The 18,473-nt window shown below is 58.1% G+C and carries 16 protein-coding genes; 7 read left to right on the top strand and 9 right to left on the bottom strand.

Annotated features, from left to right (window positions below):
* Nucleotides 1-14: 14 nt before the first annotated feature.
* The 8 genes from AC1DE4_RS21320 to AC1DE4_RS21285 all read right to left on the bottom strand — a co-directional run bounded on the left by AC1DE4_RS21320 (nucleotide 15) and on the right by AC1DE4_RS21285 (nucleotide 10,945).
* Entirely contained in the window at nucleotides 15-833 is an 819-nt protein-coding gene (locus AC1DE4_RS21320) for an ABC transporter ATP-binding protein (RefSeq protein ID WP_477882844.1), read from the bottom strand.
* 87 nt (nucleotides 834-920) lie between these two features.
* The gene (locus AC1DE4_RS21315) at nucleotides 921-1,934 is read right to left on the bottom strand and encodes an ABC transporter substrate-binding protein (RefSeq protein ID WP_477882842.1); all 1,014 of its coding nucleotides are present in this window, start codon (nucleotides 1,932-1,934) and stop codon (nucleotides 921-923) included.
* Between the two features lie 721 nt (nucleotides 1,935-2,655).
* The gene (locus tag AC1DE4_RS21310) at nucleotides 2,656-4,032 is read right to left on the bottom strand and encodes a sensor histidine kinase (protein ID WP_477882840.1); all 1,377 of its coding nucleotides are present in this window, start codon (nucleotides 4,030-4,032) and stop codon (nucleotides 2,656-2,658) included.
* A gap of 690 nt (nucleotides 4,033-4,722) precedes the next feature.
* A complete protein-coding gene (locus AC1DE4_RS21305; protein WP_477882838.1) occupies nucleotides 4,723-5,319 on the bottom strand; it encodes a response regulator transcription factor in 597 nt (198 codons plus the stop codon).
* A 250-nt stretch (nucleotides 5,320-5,569) separates the two neighbouring features.
* Nucleotides 5,570-6,229, bottom strand: coding sequence for a helix-turn-helix domain-containing protein (locus AC1DE4_RS21300; protein ID WP_477882835.1), 660 nt, complete (start codon nucleotides 6,227-6,229; stop codon nucleotides 5,570-5,572).
* A 668-nt stretch (nucleotides 6,230-6,897) separates the two neighbouring features.
* Nucleotides 6,898-8,670, bottom strand: coding sequence for an adenylate/guanylate cyclase domain-containing protein (locus AC1DE4_RS21295; protein ID WP_477882833.1), 1,773 nt, complete (start codon nucleotides 8,668-8,670; stop codon nucleotides 6,898-6,900).
* Between the two features lie 165 nt (nucleotides 8,671-8,835).
* Nucleotides 8,836-9,381 carry a 3'-5' exonuclease gene (locus tag AC1DE4_RS21290; RefSeq protein WP_477882922.1) on the bottom strand — a complete coding sequence of 182 codons (546 nt, stop codon included), beginning with the start codon at nucleotides 9,379-9,381 and terminating at the stop codon, nucleotides 8,836-8,838.
* A 463-nt stretch (nucleotides 9,382-9,844) separates the two neighbouring features.
* A complete protein-coding gene (locus AC1DE4_RS21285) occupies nucleotides 9,845-10,945 on the bottom strand; it encodes a nucleotidyltransferase family protein (protein ID WP_477882831.1) in 1,101 nt (366 codons plus the stop codon).
* Nucleotides 10,946-11,173: 228 nt separating this feature from the next.
* Between AC1DE4_RS21285 and AC1DE4_RS21280 the strand changes: the two genes are divergently transcribed.
* On the top strand, nucleotides 11,174-11,701 hold the full coding sequence (locus tag AC1DE4_RS21280) for an NUDIX hydrolase (RefSeq protein WP_477882829.1): 528 nt from the start codon (nucleotides 11,174-11,176) through the stop codon (nucleotides 11,699-11,701).
* A gap of 34 nt (nucleotides 11,702-11,735) precedes the next feature.
* Here AC1DE4_RS21280 and AC1DE4_RS21275 read toward each other — a convergent pair whose 3' ends face one another.
* Nucleotides 11,736-12,686 carry a LysR family transcriptional regulator gene (locus tag AC1DE4_RS21275; protein ID WP_025659551.1) on the bottom strand — a complete coding sequence of 317 codons (951 nt, stop codon included), beginning with the start codon at nucleotides 12,684-12,686 and terminating at the stop codon, nucleotides 11,736-11,738.
* 96 nt (nucleotides 12,687-12,782) lie between these two features.
* Here AC1DE4_RS21275 and AC1DE4_RS21270 point away from each other — a divergent pair, with 96 nt between their 5' ends.
* The 6 genes from AC1DE4_RS21270 to AC1DE4_RS21245 all read left to right on the top strand — a co-directional run bounded on the left by AC1DE4_RS21270 (nucleotide 12,783) and on the right by AC1DE4_RS21245 (nucleotide 18,472).
* Nucleotides 12,783-13,658 (top strand): dioxygenase family protein, encoded by an 876-nt coding sequence (locus AC1DE4_RS21270; protein ID WP_477882827.1) that lies wholly within the window; start codon nucleotides 12,783-12,785, stop codon nucleotides 13,656-13,658.
* On the top strand, nucleotides 13,655-14,716 hold the full coding sequence (locus tag AC1DE4_RS21265) for a maleylacetate reductase (RefSeq protein ID WP_477882825.1): 1,062 nt from the start codon (nucleotides 13,655-13,657) through the stop codon (nucleotides 14,714-14,716). Before AC1DE4_RS21270 ends, AC1DE4_RS21265 begins: the two co-directional genes overlap by 4 nt.
* Nucleotides 14,717-14,770: 54 nt before the next feature.
* Nucleotides 14,771-16,051, top strand: a complete 1,281-nt coding sequence (locus AC1DE4_RS21260; RefSeq protein WP_477882823.1) for an ABC transporter substrate-binding protein — start codon at nucleotides 14,771-14,773, stop codon at nucleotides 16,049-16,051.
* A 129-nt stretch (nucleotides 16,052-16,180) separates the two neighbouring features.
* Entirely contained in the window at nucleotides 16,181-16,900 is a 720-nt protein-coding gene (locus tag AC1DE4_RS21255) for an ABC transporter ATP-binding protein (RefSeq protein WP_477882821.1), read from the top strand.
* Nucleotides 16,900-17,622 (top strand): ABC transporter ATP-binding protein, encoded by a 723-nt coding sequence (locus AC1DE4_RS21250; protein WP_025659546.1) that lies wholly within the window; start codon nucleotides 16,900-16,902, stop codon nucleotides 17,620-17,622. The genes AC1DE4_RS21255 and AC1DE4_RS21250 overlap by 1 nt, the downstream gene beginning before the upstream one ends.
* The gene (locus AC1DE4_RS21245; RefSeq protein ID WP_477882818.1) at nucleotides 17,609-18,472 is read left to right on the top strand and encodes a branched-chain amino acid ABC transporter permease; all 864 of its coding nucleotides are present in this window, start codon (nucleotides 17,609-17,611) and stop codon (nucleotides 18,470-18,472) included. Before AC1DE4_RS21250 ends, AC1DE4_RS21245 begins: the two co-directional genes overlap by 14 nt.
* The last annotated feature ends 1 nt before the right edge of the window (nucleotide 18,473 follow it).

Below are 18,473 nucleotides of genomic sequence, written 5' to 3'. Positions count from 1 at the left end.
TCTGATTGCCTCCCTTAGGCTGCTTCGCTTGCGCGCCTATAGCTGGTCTCGACCTCTTGCCGCAGGTCGTCCCAGATCGTCTTGCAGTAGTCGATGAAGTTCTGGTCATAACGGATCTCAGACACAACGCGCGGGCGGGGCAGGTCGATCGTGTAAACCGACTTCACGGTCGCCGGACCTGCGGTCAGCACGTAAACCTTGTCGGCGAGCGCGACGGCCTCTTCGAGGTCGTGGGTGACGAAAATGACCGATGCTTTCCGATCCGCCCAAAGCTTCAGGAGTTCTTCGTGCATTACAGTGCGGGTCTGGACATCCAAGGCCGAGAACGGCTCGTCCATCAGCAGGATTTCAGGTTCATTGATGAACGTCTGCGCGAGCGAAACGCGCTTGCGCATTCCACCGGACAGTTGATGGGGATAGTGATGGATGAACTTGGATAGCCCGACGCGTGCGAGCCAATCCTTTGCACCTTTCTCGGCTTCAGCCCGCGACTTGCCACGGAAGAGTGGACCGGACATGACGTTGTCGAGGACATTCTTCCAGGGGAAGAGAGCGTCGGTCTGGAACACGAAGCCAACACGAGGGTCTATGCCGTTGATTGGGCCGCCCATCAACCGAACTTCACCTGCACTTGGCTTCGCAAGACCTGTGACCAGATTGAGAGTGGTCGACTTGCCGCAACCCGTTGGGCCGACGACCGCGACGAACTCTCCGCGGCCAACCGTCATGTTGAAATCGCGCAGTGCCGTCAATGACTTTCCGGTCGGGGAAACAAAGCGACGGCTAACATTGACCAGCTCGATCGCTGGGATCTGCTTGTTGTCCTGATTCATGGTGATACCTGTGCGTGGTTTTGGGGGCGCACACGCGATGCCCAGGGTGGGAGCCACTTCCGACTGACGGAAGTGGCGCAACGTGACTTACTTTACGTTCTTTACGAACTCAGTCGTGTAAGTCTTTGACAAGTCGATCTGCTTGCCTTTGACGTTCTTCGAGAATTCCGAAAGGACCGCCAGGACTGTCTTGGGACCGTCTTCCGGCATCACGCCGTCTGGCGTGAACATTCCCTTGCCCTGGTCGAGTGCCTTGACGTACCCGTCCTTGTCGCCGACGTAGAAGTCCTTAGGCATCTTGTCTGCGATCTCGGCCGCCGAGTGCGTATTGATGTAGCGGAGCGTCTTCACGAACGCATTGGCCAGCTTCTGGGCCTCGTCCTTGTGTGCATCTGCCCAGGAGGTTTCGACGTAGAACGATGCCGCCGGATAGGTGCCGCCAAGCGCCTGTCGCGTCGCCTCGACAGTTCGCATGTCTACGAGGACAGTTGCTTCTCCTGTCTTCAACATGCGCGAGATCGTCGGCTCGGTCGTCATCCCACCCTGGATCTGATCCTGCTGCATGGCGGCGATGAACGTCGCGCCTGCGCCTACGGGGATGGTGACGACGTCGCCGGGCTGCAACCCAGCCTTCGAGGCCATGTAGAGGGTCAAGAAATTGGTGGACGAGCCAAGACCCGTTACGCCAAGGCTCTTACCTTTGAAGTCTGCCGGCGACTTGATGTCCGGTTGCTTCGTGGAGGCGAGTTCAACTTCGCCTGGTGCCTGGCTGAACTGCACGATGGACTCGACGAACTTGCCCTTGGCCTGCAGGTCGACACAGTGGTCATAGAAACCAACAACGCCCTGGACGGCACCTGCAAGCAATTGGTTCTCGGCGTCGACGCCTGCGGCTTCATTCAGAAGCTCGACGTCCAGGCCTTCATCCTTGAAGTATCCGAGGGATTCGGCGAGCTTTGCAGGCAGGTAGATTTGCTTCTCGTAACCGCCAACCATGATGGTGATCTTGTCAGCGGCGCGGGCCGTGGATGCACCAAACGACGCGGCGGCGATCAGTGCGGAAACAGCGATGCTATTAAAAAGACTGCGTGACGAACGCATTAAGGTCTCCTCCAGTATGAGTTACGCATCGCCTGTCATCACGATACAAGTGCTTCCTCCACGATGCAGCTCCTTGGTAGCCGCTCGAAGCTTTCAACTGGCTTTCAGTGGTTCGGCTAGCGCGATAGGGCCTTCGTAGAAAAGCACAATCTTACGAAAGCGTATAATCGTGGACAGAGTGCGGAGATTTTAAGGGCCGGTGTTATTTGCGATTGCCACGACCCCCGAAGCCTCGATGAGTTTCGTTCCCGCCCAGAAAACATTACACGCGCGGCATGTGCCGGCCCAGCCCCGATACATTTCTGATCAACCTCGATGGGTCAACGGATCGAGGAAAACGCATGGCGTTTCTTCTCAGCCACATCGGTCTCGCTTTCGAAAGGGTATCGGCGATAGATGGGCCAAGCTCCAGCATCCGATCGATGACTTCGACGAGCGTGGCCTGCGACACCGACGACCAAATCGCCACGAGACTGGCTGATTTCTCGGCCACGCCGAGTTGGTAATCCGCCCGTTTTCAACGGAGCTCCACAGTAGAATTCACGCGGCCATGTCAGTTTCTTTGCGGGCTTGAGGCCGCCGATGCCCTTACCGGGCCGTTCGTTGTTGTAGGTCCTGGCCGCTGCGTGGCAAATTTCGGTGCCCACACAATGCCTTCTCGATTTCAGTAGGACAATTGTGGGCGCTTTGGTCGCCTTCTAGCGACGGCCACATCAACGCCTTAGGACTGCTTTGTCTCGCGGTGACATCGAGCCTCGTCGACTGTAAGCGGCTGCCGCCGGTTTGACGACGCTATCCCGCCCGTCGCCTTTGGTAACACTATCTCGAAGATCGCTCCCCGACCTTGATGGTTCTGGCCAGAAAGCTCCCCTCCAGCGCGCTCTACGATACGGCGAGAAAGAGAAAGGCCCAAACCCATACCCGAAACTTTAGTCGTCGAAAATGGGACAAAGAGGCTCTGCAGCATATTCTCCTCGATACCAGGTCCCCGATCCCGTACTTGTATAGAAATACGATCGTCAGTGCGCCGAGCACTGATCGCGACAATCCGGTCTTTGGCGTCAAGATGCTCGCCCACCTCCAACGCATTGCGAACGAGATTGTAAACGACCTGTTCAAATTCAACTCTGCCGATTTTGCAAAGCAGCGGTCCCTCGTCGAAATCGAGTGCGATTTCGAAACCACACTCTGCGAACAGAGCTTGCATGAGGGTGACAACCTCACGTATCGCCGCAACTATGTCGGTGCAGGCTGTGTCTGTTGGCTTCGGGCTTACGAAGCTTCGGACATTCCTGATGATTTCGCTCGCTCTCTGCGCGTCTTTCACGTTCGAGGAAAGAATACTCGTCACGTTCGCCTGGGGTGTCGACGTGGCATCCATCAACTTCACACCAGTTTGGCTGTTGATGAGAATGGCTGTCAGTGGCTGAATCAGCTCGTGAGCAATTGCTGCCGCCATTTCCCCAATCGCGTAGACTCGCGACGCGTGTTCGTGCCGCTTTTCCAGCTCGAGGCGGTTAATATTCTCTTTCGCGAGGCGCTCGGCCTCTCGCAGGCGCCGCGTGACCTGTCTTTGGTGGAGAGCATATGAAGACAGGCCCGCTATAAGCATGGAGAATGTGGAGAAGACGTACAGCATGCTGTTGTCGAGGATCGCGTCCAGGGCGATTGGTTTTTCAACATTGATGCTCGTTTTCAGGAAATTGTCGTTTGGTTTTTGATATATATCGCCGATATAAACCTCAATTCGTCGTTCTATGGTTGAAAGGATAATTGAAGTGCTCGTTTTTGTGGGTGCATTGGAGAATAGAGTCAATTCGTCCGAGGTCCATGTAACTTTAGGGCAATTATCGACTAAAGATGGCTTGAGCATTTCTCTAGAATCGATCGTTATTATAATAGAGAAATGATTGTTGTAGTTACGGAGGTGTTCAACGATGTAGTATTTGTTCTGTAATTTACTGTCTACGACAACTTGAACCTGACCATGGTGGCCTGCTAAGGCCTCAAACAGCTTTGCAGATTTCAGGATCGGGCTCTCCCCTTCGGTGGGCACTTGCACGATCGGTTTCAGTTGCACCTTCTCGTCCGGCTCCATTTCATACCACGCTATGCCAGATATTTGCGGGTACCGGGCGTGGAGGTTCTCCGCGAGATTCGTAAAAGACGCGATAGAACGGCTACGTGGAGCGTCCGCTACCATCGTAAGTGATTGCATGAAGCCAAAGTTCTGGCTGTTCCGACTAACTGCCAGACGCTCAAGGCTTTGGGCGTAGGAAGCAATGTTGTTCTCAACTTTGTCTATATGGAAAAATATCAATACTATTGTAGATAGAATCTGAAGAGCGACCCAAATCAAGACGGCGGGCACTGCCGAATTAACTGCGGTTCTCAATCGCTGGGAAGCAAACAAGCTAGCAATCTCTGGAGTTAGAATAAAGTTACACGTCGTCGTGAGCGAAGGTGGCGCTGACGACGAATGCCCGCATCGGTATATTTACTTAGATGCAACCTCTAACAATTGCTGACTTAAGAATTTATCCTCGATGAGGCAGATGATGGTGGAATGAAATGGCTCAGCGAAATCGTCGATCGTGAAGGGTTGCGGAAGGAGACTGTCCTTCATTGGTTTAAGAAGGTCGAGCAGGATATAGCCCGGCTTCAAAGGTCAACCCGTCGGCCTGCATACTCGGTACTATCGCATCCCTCACCGATTCATCGTCGTCATTGAGATGCAGCGGATTTCGGCGGCGTCTCGGTGTCTTTCTTCCTCACCCAAGTCAGCTACCTATACGGATGCTAACATCTGAATATGGACGAACTCAGCAACGGACCGTGTGCCCAGTTTGGTGGAAATGTTGGCGCGATGTGCATCGACGGTTCGGGTGGAAATAGCAAGCACCTTCGCAATCTCTTTGGTGCCGAATCCGCGACACAACAAGTCGAATACCTCCCGCTCTCTCAGCGTGAGCTGATGCACCAGAAGGCTCGCTTCGTCGCGTTCCAGGAGTGTTTCCAGTTGTGCGAATGCTGGTTTGAGCGCTTCCCGTAGCTCGTCACCACCAATGGGCTTGCATAGGAAATCGACCGCGCCGGCGCGAAATGCCGCTCGGCAACTTTCGAGATCTCTGGTTCCGGTGACGACAATGATGGGCCAGTAAATACACGCCTTAGTCAACTCCGTTTGCAGTTCCAAGCCACCCTTCGTCGGCATATGTAGATCAAGCAAGATACAGCCCGGCTTCAAATTCGGCACACTGGACAGAAAAGCGTTGCAGTCGGGAAAACCCATGGCGATCAACCCGTCGACGTGCAAATTCAGCAGAATCGCATCCCTGATCGATTCATCATCATCGATGAGATAGACCGGATTTCGCTGAACCATTTACGGATACCATCACAACTGCATAAAAAATGAAATCTCAGGAAGATACCGCGTTTCCATCTGCAATTGGTAGAGGCGCCGGGTAGGTAAACATACCGATGCGCATGTTGCTGAGCTGCTAAAGCCGTCTATTTGAGGGGACCGATCTCGGCGCGCCCAGCGTTGCGGCGCTTGCCTCGGCACCTGCCTTTAGTCTTCACGCATTGCTGAAGTTGGGTTGGCGGTGGTAGCGTTGCAATGGACGGTAGCGTCACAAGACTTTCTGTTTGTAAGCTTGCACAACCGCCTGAACCCTGTTGTATGCATTCAACTTGCGCATAGCCGATTTTAGGTACGCATTAATTGTTGATCCGGAAAGGGACAGGATGATCGCAGTTTCTTCACTTGTCTTACCTGCCGCCGCCCAGCGCAGGCACTCGATCTCGCGCCGAGATAACGGCGATCTTTGTCTTGAGGCAACAGATTGCCTGAAGTAACTGTTTATTGCAGCAAGACATTTCATCATGACAGAATTACTATTATGGTATTGATGCGGGTGTGACGTAAACAGTAATAGATATTTACTGTCTTCCGGGTCGTATATGCAGAAGGCAGAAAGTCTGGTCCCCAAATTTGACACGATGAATACTGAATCATTGCAAGTTGCTATTCTGGTTTCTAGATCTATCTCCATCGGCAACGTCGAAAGCTTCAGAAGATCCAGAAGTTTTGTTTGAAAAACGCTTTCCTTGCATATTTGAAGAATAGCGTCCTTTGACCAATCTGTGCCAATAAGCATGTCAGAAAAATTGGCAGTGCCAGCGTCGGGAAATTTGAGGACGGCATACGATTTGAAATGCTCCTCGTCGCATATCTTTTTTAGATCGGCGCAGAGCGTAGCAGTGCAAGGGTGCTTAACGAACAGCGTCATACGGAAATGCACCTAGTTACTTGGCCGGAATCCGCACCATACCCGCCATTCGGCTGTAGTCTGCAAAGGCGGCCCGTGTCTGAAGTAGCCCATCAAAAACCGCTTGGAAATGTTCTCTAAATCCGCATCTGAAATCCCCTTGCCGGCGGATGTGGCACAGCATCCTTACATCCCGCTTTTCCACTTGTATGTTCGTAGCTTTGCCTACGTGGATCGGCGCGGCTTAGCGGGAACCTCTGCTGCTGTCGCAGCGCTCATCGGGCGCGCTTGGAGCTGCTGGCGTCTTCTCTATTGGCAGGGTGCAGTGGACTCACCAAGACACCTCGGTTCCAGTCGATAACGCTATGCACCGAAGTCTGTTCTACCAGGCGCTTAACCCCCATGGGTAAGGCGTTGCCGTCAGTTGCTCATCGGAGTGGCATTGAATTTTTCCTTGGTGAGCGGATCTGCGGTCTGAGCCCGTAGCAGCCGGAATGCTCTTCAAGGGTTTGTTGCGATAAGGGATCTTGATCTCCGAGATCGCCGTGCTTGAGAAGGAGCTTCGCATACCCGCCACGCAAGATGCCCTCGCTTCTTGACTGATGACAATTCCGTTGTCGGCGCAATTTGCGCCACAGCGCTGGAAGCCTTAGCGCCGCCGCGGAGCAGGCTGTAGACTACCGCGTCAATCACTCGGTGAGACCGGCTTTGCGCAGGCCGTCCACAACGCGCTCGAAATCGGCAGGGTTCCTGTAGGGCAGCACTTTGCGCCTGTGCTCCAGCGAATAATCAGGATTGATGCGGAACACTTCATCCCACTCCTCGCGCGCCTCCGCGAATCGGCCCAAGTGACCATAGCTCGCCGCTAGCAACACGCGTGAGATGTCGGTGCCGGGATTGCGCACAAGCCGACGCTTCAGGAAGGAAACGGCTTCCTCGTACCTGCCCAACTGAAACATCGCCTGCGCGTGGAAGTGGAGGAAGATGTCGGGATAATATGGGTTCAGCGCAACTGCCCGCTCGAAACAGACCAGGGCTTCGTCGGACCGGCCCGCATAATGCAGAGCGTTGCCGAGGCTCTCGTGGCCCTCGGCAAGATTGGGAGCAAGCGCGATCACGCGTTCAGCCTCGCGGATGGCCACGTCAAGTCGTCGCAGGTACAAGTTGGTGACGCCCAGCGCCCAATGCGCGTAGGGATATCGATCGTCGAGGGCGACCGCATGCGTCGCAGAAACGATCGCCTGTTCCAGTGACTTCGAGGGCGATTGGCTCCACTGGTTGACGTAGGCCAGTGCCTGCGCCACGGCGAGGAACGCGTGAGCCGGGGCAAAGTTGGGGTCCAGATCGATGGCGCGCTGCAACAATTGCTGGCCCTCGATATTCTGCTCTCTCGTGAGCCGCCACATGTGTTCACGACCCCGCAGGAAGCAGTCATAGGCTTCCAGATTTTGTGTCTGCTCGGCCGCGAGGCGCTGCTGGTCCCCGGACGTCAGCTTGAGTTCCAAAGCACCGACGATCTGCTGCGTGACGTCATCCTGCACCGCGAAGATATCGCTCAGGTCGCGATCGAAACGCTCAGCCCACTGATGCCCGCCAGTGGTCGCATCGATGAGCTGCGCGGTGATCCTTACCTTGTTGCCTGATTTGCGAACGCTCCCCTCCAGCACGTAGCGCACGTTGAGATTGCGCCCCACCTCCTGCACGTTCACGCTCCGGCCCTTGAAAGTAAATGATGAGTTGCGAGCAATGACAAAGAGCTGCGACAGCTTCGATAGCGCAGTAATGATATCTTCGGAGATGCCGTCGGCGAAGTACTCCTGCTCGGCATCGCCGCTCATGTTGACGAAGGGCAGCACGGCAATCGAAAGCTCAGGCGGCGATTCGGCCGGAGCATGAGCCACGGCGCCTGCGCTTGCTGCTGGCTTTGCCTCCGCGGCGGCACTGACCTGAAGCGAATAGACCCGGATCGGCTCGGCGATGTTCTTGAGCTGCATCACTCCAAGATCGCTGACGGAGAGATCGAGCCTCGCCTTGACCTGGCGATAGGCATCCTCGGACAGGCAAATGGCGCTGGGGGTCGCGATACCCTCGAGACGGGAGGCAATGTTGACGCCATCACCCATCAGGTCGCCATCGCTTTCCTCTACTACGTCCCCCAGATGGATGCCGATCCGGAACTCGATGCGCCGATCCTGCTGAACGCCGGCATTGCGCTCGGCCATGCCATTCTGTACCTCGATGGCGCAGCGCACGGCATCGACAACGCTGCGGAATTCGACCAGCGCTCCATCTCCGGTGCGCTTGATAACGCGGCCATTGTGCACGGCGATGGTTGGATCGATCAGGTCGCTGCGCAGTGCCCGCAACCTTGCAAGGGTGCGATCTTCGTCCTCGCTGGCGAGCCGGCTATATCCGACTACATCAGCGGCCAGAATTGCAGCCAGCTTGCGATTCTCGCTCATAGGGTCATCCCCCATCTCCACGATAGCAGGAAGACAGAGACAGGAGAACTTCCGCTTGGAGCGATCTCTTCTGAGATCAGGTTCTCTGGTGCATCTGCGACCTGCAACCTGTTCGCCGACGATGTCTGCTTTGGAGCAACGGCAAAGCTTGCAGCAACGGACGCGTCAATCGTGGCAGGAGGCCGCAATTTTCCTGGCGGCAGCCTGGACAAGCCCGAGCCGTTTCAGCTCGAGGCGTGCGTCGGGAAGGGCGCGATGAGCCGGATTGACAGGTTCCGACTGGGCGATGACATCGGCGACGAAACCAGGAATATCGACATTTGCGCTATCGGCACCAAGGATGGCAGACGCCGCCTCGATGAAGAGATCGTCTGATTTCCGAAGCCGCAATGCATGGCGTGGCTTTCCTGCACTCCTAAGCAGTGCGCTGAGCCACTTCCCGTCCCAGGAGGGCGAACTTGCATAAGGCTCGTGCCCCGAAAGCTCTACCATCAATTCCCCCACGACGTGTTCGATGTCGCTTCCTTCTTCCTGCAGGCGGTCGCGCGAAATACCATGGATCTTTTCCGCATCTGCGGACCAGTCCGTCCATCCGGACTTCGGTTTGATCAGGAATGACCGCGAGCGCCCATCCTCGAAGACCCAGGCGATCTCGACGGGGTAGCTGTGCTTGCTAAGGGAGGAGGCTTCGAAGTCGAGAAATACGATCATCGCCAGTAGGTAGGGCGTGATGGAAATGGTCGCAATCCCGGTTCCGCGATCGGAGCCCTTTCTCGTCGATCGGTCTGATGGTTCGCCCTGCTCGAATATCCCACTCACGACCATAGTTGTGGCACGTTAGCTCACCAGCAGTGTTTTTCGGTTTGCTGGCAGGGATGGGCAGCATTCTTGCGTGTCGCGTCCAGTGCCGGACTGCCCATAGCCGAGTCGAAGCGGTTGGCCCGGCTGTCGCGGGGTTTGCCTGGCTGCTTGAGTTTGATGGGCTCGCATCGCACAATTTGAGTACAAGGCATCGATGGGTGCTTCGACCATCTCGGCGGTGCCGAAATCAAAACATCGTTTCTTCGCAACTCGCGATGCAGTTGGGGGTATTTCTGATTGCTAACAAAAGTATAAGGTTTGGCAACTTCAAGTTGAATTTTTCGTTGCAAATCATTGCGCGATAAGCAACCCGTCAGACGTTATGCTCATTGGATAGACGGGCCTTTTCCACTTCCTCTGGCGGCAGAATGCCAAACGTGCGATGGACGGCCGGTTCATATTGGTTGTGAACCGCATCAACGCCCGCCGTGATCGCACTCCTCCATGACGGCCCTCGACCCCACGCCTCACGCAAAGCGGCAGCCAGTTCCCGACCATAGGCAGTTTCTTGCAGTGCCTCGAAAAGCATTCCGGCCTGGCGCAAGTCTTTGTCCTTCTTTGCGCGCCCACCGGCATCATCGAGGCGACGACCAGCGACAATCAGCTTATGGACCGCGAACCGCGACGGATCGGGCACAACGACTGAGACACCGGCACCATGCAGCAGGATCGTTCGGACCGGATCACGGATCAGGAAATCCATGTATCGGAGCGGTTCCGCCGCAGCTCCGCCGAGCGCGGGCATGTTCGCCGGTTGATCAGCGTATTCCTCCGATCCCCGGTTTGTCGTCAGGAACTCGACGCGGTAGCCGCTATCATTCCGGAAAGCATTAGAGCGGGGCGATCCGGATATGTGCGGGAGCGCCCGGAATGACGGATCGATCCCTTGCAGCAGTTCCACAACTGACGGCATGGAATCTGCCACTTCTCCCGAGATCGCGTAATCTTGGGCAATGTCGGCATCACCCGTCAGGATCGCGGCCATTGGTAGGCGCACGCCAAGGTATGCCGCATAGCATTGAAAGGCGACCGTTCCCACCAAGACGCCACGAAGCCGGAAAAGACCGGCTGCAGCCAGCGCCTCGACGACCGCGCCCGTGAAGCGATCCGGCGCGATCATACCGGCTTCGCGCGTCAGGGCTGAGACCATTTTTCGCCGGTTCTGGTAATCGTCCTTTTCAGCCCTGAACGTTGCGACCCGAGCGGAGATTTCGGTATCGTCAGCAGGTCCGACATAACGCCGCTTTTGACCGCCCGCGCCGTCTGGTTCATCGAAATACCAGTATTTGCGATTATCGACTGTTACCGGGACGAAGCGACCCGTCGGAGGAAAGTCGGCCGACCATTGAGCATCGAACGTCCGCTGTTGGAGTTCCGCTACCATCGTGCGAAACATGAGGTCAATTTGCTTCATGAGATCGGCTCTCCTATACCAGTTTCGCAAATCTAGTATAGCTAACTCGTTTGGGCAAGCTGCATCGTCCAGCTGGTGGTCTATACTGTTTCCGCAAATCTAGTATAGCCACCGTTTGGCCGCGCTGATGGACCTCGATCGGGTACTCAAGGATCGTGGCCGAACTCGTGGGTTGCCGTCAAAGGCGATGTATCCTCATGGCCTTCTCCCGGCCATGTCTCATGCCATTTGTATCGCGGCGCTGGGCCATTCTCCCCTTGGCCAAAGTTGTCAGGACGGAAGATATTGACGGCAACTCCACTCCGACCGGCGCTTGGCAGCTCCCTTGAAGATACGGTCGAACAGGCAGGCGCACTGTGCTTTCGCCAGGTTGAGTCTGGTGGCGAGCCTGAGGTCTTGCTTATTTCCAGCCGTCGTACCGGAGACTGGGGTATTCCCAAAGGGCACATGGAAACTGGGGAGACTGCATCCGAGGGTGCCGTGCGCGAAGCTTTTGAGGAGGCAGGCGTTCGTGGCATCGTGACGAGGGATCCGGTTGGATTCTTCAGTTACCAAAAATCCGGAACCTCTTCGATCTTTCGTGTTCGCTTGTATCGCATTCGCGTTACCACGACCTTCGACGATTTTCCCGAGAAGGGTCAACGCATCCTACGTTGGCTACCCGCATCGATTGCGGCGAATGAGGTTGCCCATCCGGACTTGCGCGGTCTGATTTCGATCGCCTTTTCTGTCACTGACTGTCACACCAAAGTTTAGGAGCCTTGTTTCGGCGGGGTAATGCAAAAGCTGTTCAAAGCCCCCAGATGACAGCCTCTTCATGGCGTTTGATGAGGTGGCGGAGATCCTGAAAGCCGGTTCGGATGAAGGAGGCGAATTGTTCGACGGCGGGCGTCCTTGGGGCGTCCGTCCTCTTCAGGATCGCCAGCGCCCGCTCCGGGTGGGGAATGTTCACCGGCAGGGCAGTGATCGTCTTTTCCTTGCGTTGCGCGAAAACGACGCTGTGCGGCATCACGGTCAACGCGTCTGCCGATTTCAGATAGTTGATCACTGCCATAAGCGACCCGCCTGAATAGCGGATCTTGATCTCTGTCGCGCCGAAGGAGAGCAGCAGCGCGCGAAGGTCCGTCATCAGCGGGCTTCCGGGCGGCGGGGCGACCCAGGGATAATCAAGCAGATGGCTCGGCTGCGGCCGGCGTTTCAAGAGCAGCGGATGCGTCATGCGGCAGGCAATGACGTTGCGGCCGGGCAGGATTTGCTGGAATTCCAGCCCGGAGCCCTCGTCGAGAATGTCGATCGGGCAGATGGCAAGGTCGATCTGGTCGGCTTTCAACGCGGCGCGCAGATCTGGGAAATAGCCGTAGCTTTGATCTATGCGCACATCGGGATGGTGTGCCTGGAATTCTGCGCAGAGCCCGGCGATCAGGGCATCCATGAAGAACGGCGTACCGCCGACGCGCACGACGCCGCTCTTGCCAACTCGGAAGCTTTCAAGGAGATCGGAAGCCTTGCGGGAGGCGGCCAGCATGACGAAGCCATGCTCTGCCAGTGCCAGGCCGAAGGGCGTCGGCTGCAGCGGTCGGCGGCCTTTGATGAACAGCGGTTCGCCGACGCGTTTTTCCAGCATGGAAAGTGTGCGCGATACGGCTGGCTGGGCGAGCCCGAGCAGGGCCGCGCCCTCCGTCACGCCGCCAGTCTTGACGACGGCAGCAAGCTGGATCAGGTGACGTTCATCGATCTTCATAACGATCTGTTATATTGAGCTGAAGCAAAATCATCAATCCATCCGCTTCCGGTTGTTATGATGGATTTATCAGACGACGGAATGGGGAGGTGGAGCATGTCGTTGGGTGCCAAAGCGCTCACATTCAGCGAAGCGACATCGTCGGAAGCCTTCGCCGAGCGTTTTTCTACGGGTTCAGACAGCAATCTGCCGCGGCTGATCGCTGCCGCCGTAACCCATGTGCACGATCTTATCAAACAGTTCCGCCCGACCCAGGACGAGTGGCGAAAGGTCATCGCCTTCCTGACGGAGGTCGGGCACGCGTCGGATGAGCGTCGCCAGGAATGGGTGCTGCTCTCCGACCTCATCGGTGCCTCCGCGCTGGTGGAAGAGATCAACACCCGCCGGCCGAAAGGCGCAACGCCGAACACCATTCGCGGCCCCTTCTTTCGCAATGACACACCGGAGCGCGCCTGCGGATCCTCCATCTCGCTCGATGGCATCGGGGAGCCGCTCGCCGTCTCGGTACGGGTGAATGATCTCGATGGGCTGCCGATCGGCGGCGCCGAGGTCGTGACCTGGCAGGCCAATTGCGAGGGATTTTACGAGAACCAGCAGCCCGACCTGCAGCCCGAACACAATCTGCGCGGCCTGTTCCACACGGATGCGCAGGGCCACTTTGACTACCGTTCTGTCGTGCCCTCGGGTTACGGTGTACCGGATGATGGACCGGTCGGGAGACTTTTTGCCGATACCGGCTATCCTCTGCGCCGCCCGGCGCACCTGCATTTTGTCATCCGCGCCAAGGGATTCGAGACGATCACCACCCATATTTATGATGCCAGCGACCCGCATCTTTCCGAGGATGCGCTGTTCGGCGTGCGGCCAGAACTTGTTTCCCGTTTCGAGCCCGCCGACGTCGATGGCAGGCACGGCAAGGCCGCAGATCTCACCTTTGTCATGGTTCGCGCCAAGCCGGGGAGGGCGTCATGACCCAACCCTTTTCCTATGCCGGCAGCTCGGCCCGCATCATCTTTGGTGAAGGCGCGAGAAGCCAGGTGGGCCAGTGGATCGAGAAAACCGGCTGCAGGCGGGCACTCGTTCTCTCGACCCCGCAACAGAGGGCGGATGCCGAGGCTCTGGCTCGTGAGATCGGCAACCTTGCCTGCGGCGTGTTTTCGGGTGCCACCATGCACACTCCGGTCGATGTGACGGAAGCAGCGGTGAAGGTGGCGGCTGCGACGCTGGCGGATTGTGTCGTCTCTCTCGGTGGCGGATCGACCACCGGGCTCGGCAAGGGGATCGCCTATCGAACCGACCTTCCGCAGATCGTCGTACCGACCACCTATGCCGGTTCGGAGGTCACGCCGATCCTCGGCCAAACGGAAGCCGGCCGCAAGACGACGATACGCGATGCGAAAATCCTGCCGGAGGTCGTCATTTACGATCCGGCACTGACCCTCGGCCTGCCGGTCGCCATGAGCATCACCAGCGGGCTCAATGCCATGGCCCATGCAATGGAAGGACTTTATGCGCAGGACCGCAATCCGATCTCGACGCTGATGGCGCTGGAGGGCCTGCGCGCCCTTGCGCGCAGCTTGCCGGAGATCGTCAACGCACCTCGCGATGTAAAAGCCCGCGGTGACGCGCTCTATGGTGCCTGGCTCTGCGGCACGGTGCTTGGCACGGTCGGGATGGCGCTGCACCATAAGATCTGCCACACGCTCGGCGGCTCGTTCGATACGCCGCATGCAGAAACTCACGCGGTCATGCTGCCGCATACAGTCGCCTTCAACGCCACTGCAGCCGCTGCGGAACTTGCCCCGGCTGCGGAGATTTTCGGCGGATCGATCGGTGGCGGGCTCTGGGATTTCGCAAAGGCGATCGGAGCGCCGCTGTCCTTGAAGGAATTCGGATTGAGCGAGGCCGATCTTGATCGCGCCGCGTCAATTTCGGTCGAAAATCCCTACTGGAATCCACGGCCGATCGACAAGACGTCGATCCGGGCCTTGTTGCAGGACGCCTTCGAGGGGAGGCGGCCGACAGACTGACATTTGCATGCCGCTTTGCGCGCTCTTTGGGAGGAGAGGACAATGGGAGGAAGCATGTTTACCAGACGCGATTTTTTGAAGACGACGGCCGCCGGCGGGGCCGTTCTCGCCACATCGGGCCTTGCCGCCCCGGCGATCGCCCAGAACGTTGCGATCAAGCTCGGCTATGTCAGCCCGCAGACCGGCCCGCTCGCCGCCTTCGGCGAAGCCGACAAGTTCGTCATCGATGCCTTCCTGGCAACGACCAAGGGTATGGGCCTTAATTACGAGGTGGTGGTAAAGGACAGCCAGTCCAACCCCAACCGTGCGGCGGAAGTGGCAAAGGAACTGATCGTCGATAACGAGATCAACCTCATGCTGGTCTCCTCGACCCCGGAAACGACAAACCCGGTCTCGACCACTTGCGAGGCCGAGGAGATGCCCTGCATCTCCACCGTTGCGCCCTGGCAGCCCTGGTTCATCGGCCAGCAGGGCAATCCCGGCGACCCGGCCTCATGGAAGCCGTTCAACTATGCCTACCACTTCTTCTGGGGGCTTGAGGATATCATCGCCGTCTTCACCGGCATGTGGGGCCAGATAGAGACCAACAAGAAGGTCGGCGGACTCTTCCCGAACGATGGCGACGGCAATGCCTGGGGCGACAAGGTGGTAGGCTTCCCGCCCGTCTTGGAAAAGCTCGGCTATGGGCTGACAGATACCGGCCGCTACCAGAACCTGACGGACGATTTTTCCGCACAGATCAATGCCTTCAAGCAGGCCGGAACCGATATCCTGACCGGCGTGATGATCCCGCCTGACCTCACCACTTTCTGGAACCAGGCCAAGCAGCAGGGCCTGAAGCCGAAGATCGCTTCGATCGGCAAGGCGCTTCTCTTCCCGCAAACGGTGGAGGCGCTGGGCGATGCCGGTCACAACCTGTCGACCGAAGTCTGGTGGACGCCGAGCCATCCGTTCAAGTCGTCGCTGACGGGCGAAACGGCTGCGACCGTTGCAGGGGCCTTCACCAAGGCGACGGGGCGTCCCTGGACGCAGCCGATCGGCTTTGCCCACGCCCTGTTCGAGCTAGCGGTCGATGTGATGAAGCGCGCCGAGGACGTGGGCGATGGCGATGCGGTGGCCAAGGCCATCGGCAAGACCAAGCTCGATACGCTCGTTGGTCCAGTTGCCTGGGGCAGCGACAAGCTGCCGCCTTTTGCCCAGAAGAATATTGCCAAGACGCCGCTGGTCGGCGGCCAGTGGCGACTGAAATCGGGCGGCGGGTACGATCTCGTGGTTGTCGAAAACAGCCTGGCGCCGAATGTGCCGCAGGGCGGCAAGCTGGAGGCATTGGCCTAGGCTCTTTTCGGGGAGGAGGGGAACCGGAATTTTTGCATTTGCTCTTGCTTCTCCCCGCGCGGGGAGAGGTGGCCCGTCCGGCCGGATAAGGCGTTTTCCCGGAAAGCCACATAAAGAACCGAGAACGTGATGCCCATACTGGAACTTAACGCTGTATCAAAATCCTTCGGCGCGCTCGTCGTTGCCGAAAACATCGGCTTTTGCGTGGAGCCGGGCGAGGCGCTCGGCGTCATTGGGCCGAATGGCGCCGGCAAATCGACCCTCTTCAATCTGATCAGCGGCAATCTTTCCGTCGCGACCGGCACCATCCACTTCGATGGCCGTGACGTCACCCGTCAGCCCCCGATGCAGCGCTGCCTGGCCGGCATGGGCCGCACTTTCCAGATCCCGCAGCCTTTCGATCAGCTGACTGTCTATGAAAACCTTCTTGTCGCTGGCGCTTTTGGTTCGCAGGCGAGGGAAAGCGAGGTCGCCGGTCTTTGCGCTGATATTCTCGTGGAAACCGGTCTGATTGCCAAGGCCAACATGCCCGCGGGCGCGCTTACCCTCCTTGAACGCAAGCGGCTGGAGCTTGCCCGCGCGCTCGCCACAAAGCCGAAGCTTTTGCTGCTCGATGAAATCGCCGGCGGGCTGACCGAAGGCGAATGCCGCCAGTTGGTTGCCACCATCAAGCGCGTGCATCAGCGCGGCATCGCCGTCATCTGGATCGAGCATGTGCTGCACGCCTTGACCGCAGTCACCGAGCGCATCCTCGTGTTGAATTTTGGCCGGGTGATCGGGGTCGGCGATCCGGAGACGATCATGGCCTCCAGCGAAGTACGCGAAATCTATCTGGGAATGGAGGTCTGATGCCAAGCCTCATCGAAACCCGGGCCCTCACTGCCTTCTATGGCGATTTCCAGGCAATCTTCGGCGTCGATATCAGGCTCGACGCCGGTGAGACCGTCGCCGTGATCGGCGCAAACGGCGCCGGTAAATCGACCCTGATGCGCTCGATCGCGGGCATCATCACCAATCGTGCCGAGATGATCCTGCATCGCGGCGAACCGATCGGCGCGCTTGCCGCCCCCGATGTCGTGCGCCGCGGCATCGCGCTGGTGCCGGAAGGGCGAAAGCTGTTTTCCTCTCTCACCGTCGAGGAAAACCTGCTGGTCGGAGCTTACGGCCGCTCGGTGGCCGGTCCCTGGACCCTCGACAGCATCTACCGGCTTTTTCCAATCCTGAACGAGCGCCGCCGCAATCCGGCGACCGCGTTGTCTGGCGGCCAGCAGCAGATGGTGGCAATCGGCCGGGCGCTGATGTCGAACCCGGACGTCCTGCTTTGCGACGAGCTGAGCCTCGGTCTTGCGCCCGTCGTCATCAAGGATATCTACGCCGCCTTCTCCAAGATTAGTGCCGCCGGCGCTGCCATCATCATCGTCGAGCAGGACATCGCCCAGGCGTTGAAGGTTGCCGACCGCGTCTATTGCATGATGGAGGGCCGCGTTACGCTGTCCGGTCAACCGGCGGAGTTTAATCGCGCCGATATCCATGCGGCCTATTTCGGAGCAGAGCCCAATGAGCTTCATTGATACGCTTCTGCAGGGTGTGCTGCTCGGCGGCCTTTATGCTCTTTTTGCCGCGGGCCTGAGCCTTGTCTTCGGCATCATGCGCCTTGTCAATCTGGCCCACGGCGACCTTATCGTGCTCGCGGCCTTCCTCATCCTTGTGATCGTCTCCACGCTCGGGCTCGATCCCTTCGTCGCCGCCGTTATTGCAGCCCCGCTGATGTTCGCCCTCGGCTGGGTGCTGCAATATCACCTGCTGAACCGCACTCTGGGCAAGGATATCCTGCCGCCGCTGCTCGTCACCTTCGGCCTGTCGATCGTCATCCAGAACGGCCTCCTGGAAGGGTTCACCGCCGATAGCCGCCGCATCTCGGCCGGTGCGCTTGAAACGGCGTCTGTCAGTCTCGGCAACATCAGTGCCGGTGTGATGCCGCTGATCACCTTCGCGTCCGCGATATTGGTTATCGTCGCGCTCAACCAGCTGATCTATCGCACAGCGCTTGGCCGCGCCTTCCGCGCCACCTCCGATGACGTAGTGACCGCAAGTCTCATGGGTATCCGGCCGAACTCGATCTTCGCCGTCGCCACCGGGCTTGCGATGGTGATCGTTACGATCGCGGCGCTCTATCTCGGCACGCGCGCGAATTTTGACCCGACGGCGGGGCCGGCGCGGCTGATCTACGCCTTCGAGGCTGTCATCATCGGCGGGCTTGGGTCACTCTGGGGCACGCTTGCCGGTGGCATCATCCTCGGTGTCGCTCAGACCGTCGGCGCGGCTATCAATCCGGAATGGCAGATCCTTGTCGGGCATATCGCCTTCCTTCTCGTGCTTCTCTTCCGGCCGCGCGGCCTGTTTCCCCGAGCGGCGGACTGAG

The sequence above is a fragment of the Rhizobium sp. 10N414 genome, from assembly GCF_056394785.1.
This window is presented reverse-complemented; position numbering and strand designations above follow the sequence as displayed.

What these genes read in the sequence shown, in the direction of transcription:
- AC1DE4_RS21320 (WP_477882844.1), bottom strand. Translation starts at nt 833, where the DNA reads ATGAATCAGGACAACAAGCAGATCCCAGCGATCGAGCTGGTCAATGTT.
- AC1DE4_RS21315 (WP_477882842.1), bottom strand. Translation starts at nt 1,934, where the DNA reads ATGCGTTCGTCACGCAGTCTTTTTAATAGCATCGCTGTTTCCGCACTG.
- AC1DE4_RS21310 (WP_477882840.1), bottom strand. Translation starts at nt 4,032, where the DNA reads ATGGAGCCGGACGAGAAGGTGCAACTGAAACCGATCGTGCAAGTGCCC.
- AC1DE4_RS21305 (WP_477882838.1), bottom strand. Translation starts at nt 5,319, where the DNA reads ATGGTTCAGCGAAATCCGGTCTATCTCATCGATGATGATGAATCGATC.
- AC1DE4_RS21300 (WP_477882835.1), bottom strand. Translation starts at nt 6,229, where the DNA reads ATGACGCTGTTCGTTAAGCACCCTTGCACTGCTACGCTCTGCGCCGAT.
- AC1DE4_RS21295 (WP_477882833.1), bottom strand. Translation starts at nt 8,670, where the DNA reads ATGAGCGAGAATCGCAAGCTGGCTGCAATTCTGGCCGCTGATGTAGTC.
- AC1DE4_RS21290 (WP_477882922.1), bottom strand. Translation starts at nt 9,381, where the DNA reads ATGATCGTATTTCTCGACTTCGAAGCCTCCTCCCTTAGCAAGCACAGC.
- AC1DE4_RS21285 (WP_477882831.1), bottom strand. Translation starts at nt 10,945, where the DNA reads ATGAAGCAAATTGACCTCATGTTTCGCACGATGGTAGCGGAACTCCAA.
- AC1DE4_RS21275 (WP_025659551.1), bottom strand. Translation starts at nt 12,686, where the DNA reads ATGAAGATCGATGAACGTCACCTGATCCAGCTTGCTGCCGTCGTCAAG.
- AC1DE4_RS21270 (WP_477882827.1), top strand. Translation starts at nt 12,783, where the DNA reads ATGTCGTTGGGTGCCAAAGCGCTCACATTCAGCGAAGCGACATCGTCG.
- AC1DE4_RS21265 (WP_477882825.1), top strand. Translation starts at nt 13,655, where the DNA reads ATGACCCAACCCTTTTCCTATGCCGGCAGCTCGGCCCGCATCATCTTT.
- AC1DE4_RS21260 (WP_477882823.1), top strand. Translation starts at nt 14,771, where the DNA reads ATGTTTACCAGACGCGATTTTTTGAAGACGACGGCCGCCGGCGGGGCC.
- AC1DE4_RS21255 (WP_477882821.1), top strand. Translation starts at nt 16,181, where the DNA reads ATGCCCATACTGGAACTTAACGCTGTATCAAAATCCTTCGGCGCGCTC.
- AC1DE4_RS21250 (WP_025659546.1), top strand. Translation starts at nt 16,900, where the DNA reads ATGCCAAGCCTCATCGAAACCCGGGCCCTCACTGCCTTCTATGGCGAT.
- AC1DE4_RS21245 (WP_477882818.1), top strand. Translation starts at nt 17,609, where the DNA reads ATGAGCTTCATTGATACGCTTCTGCAGGGTGTGCTGCTCGGCGGCCTT.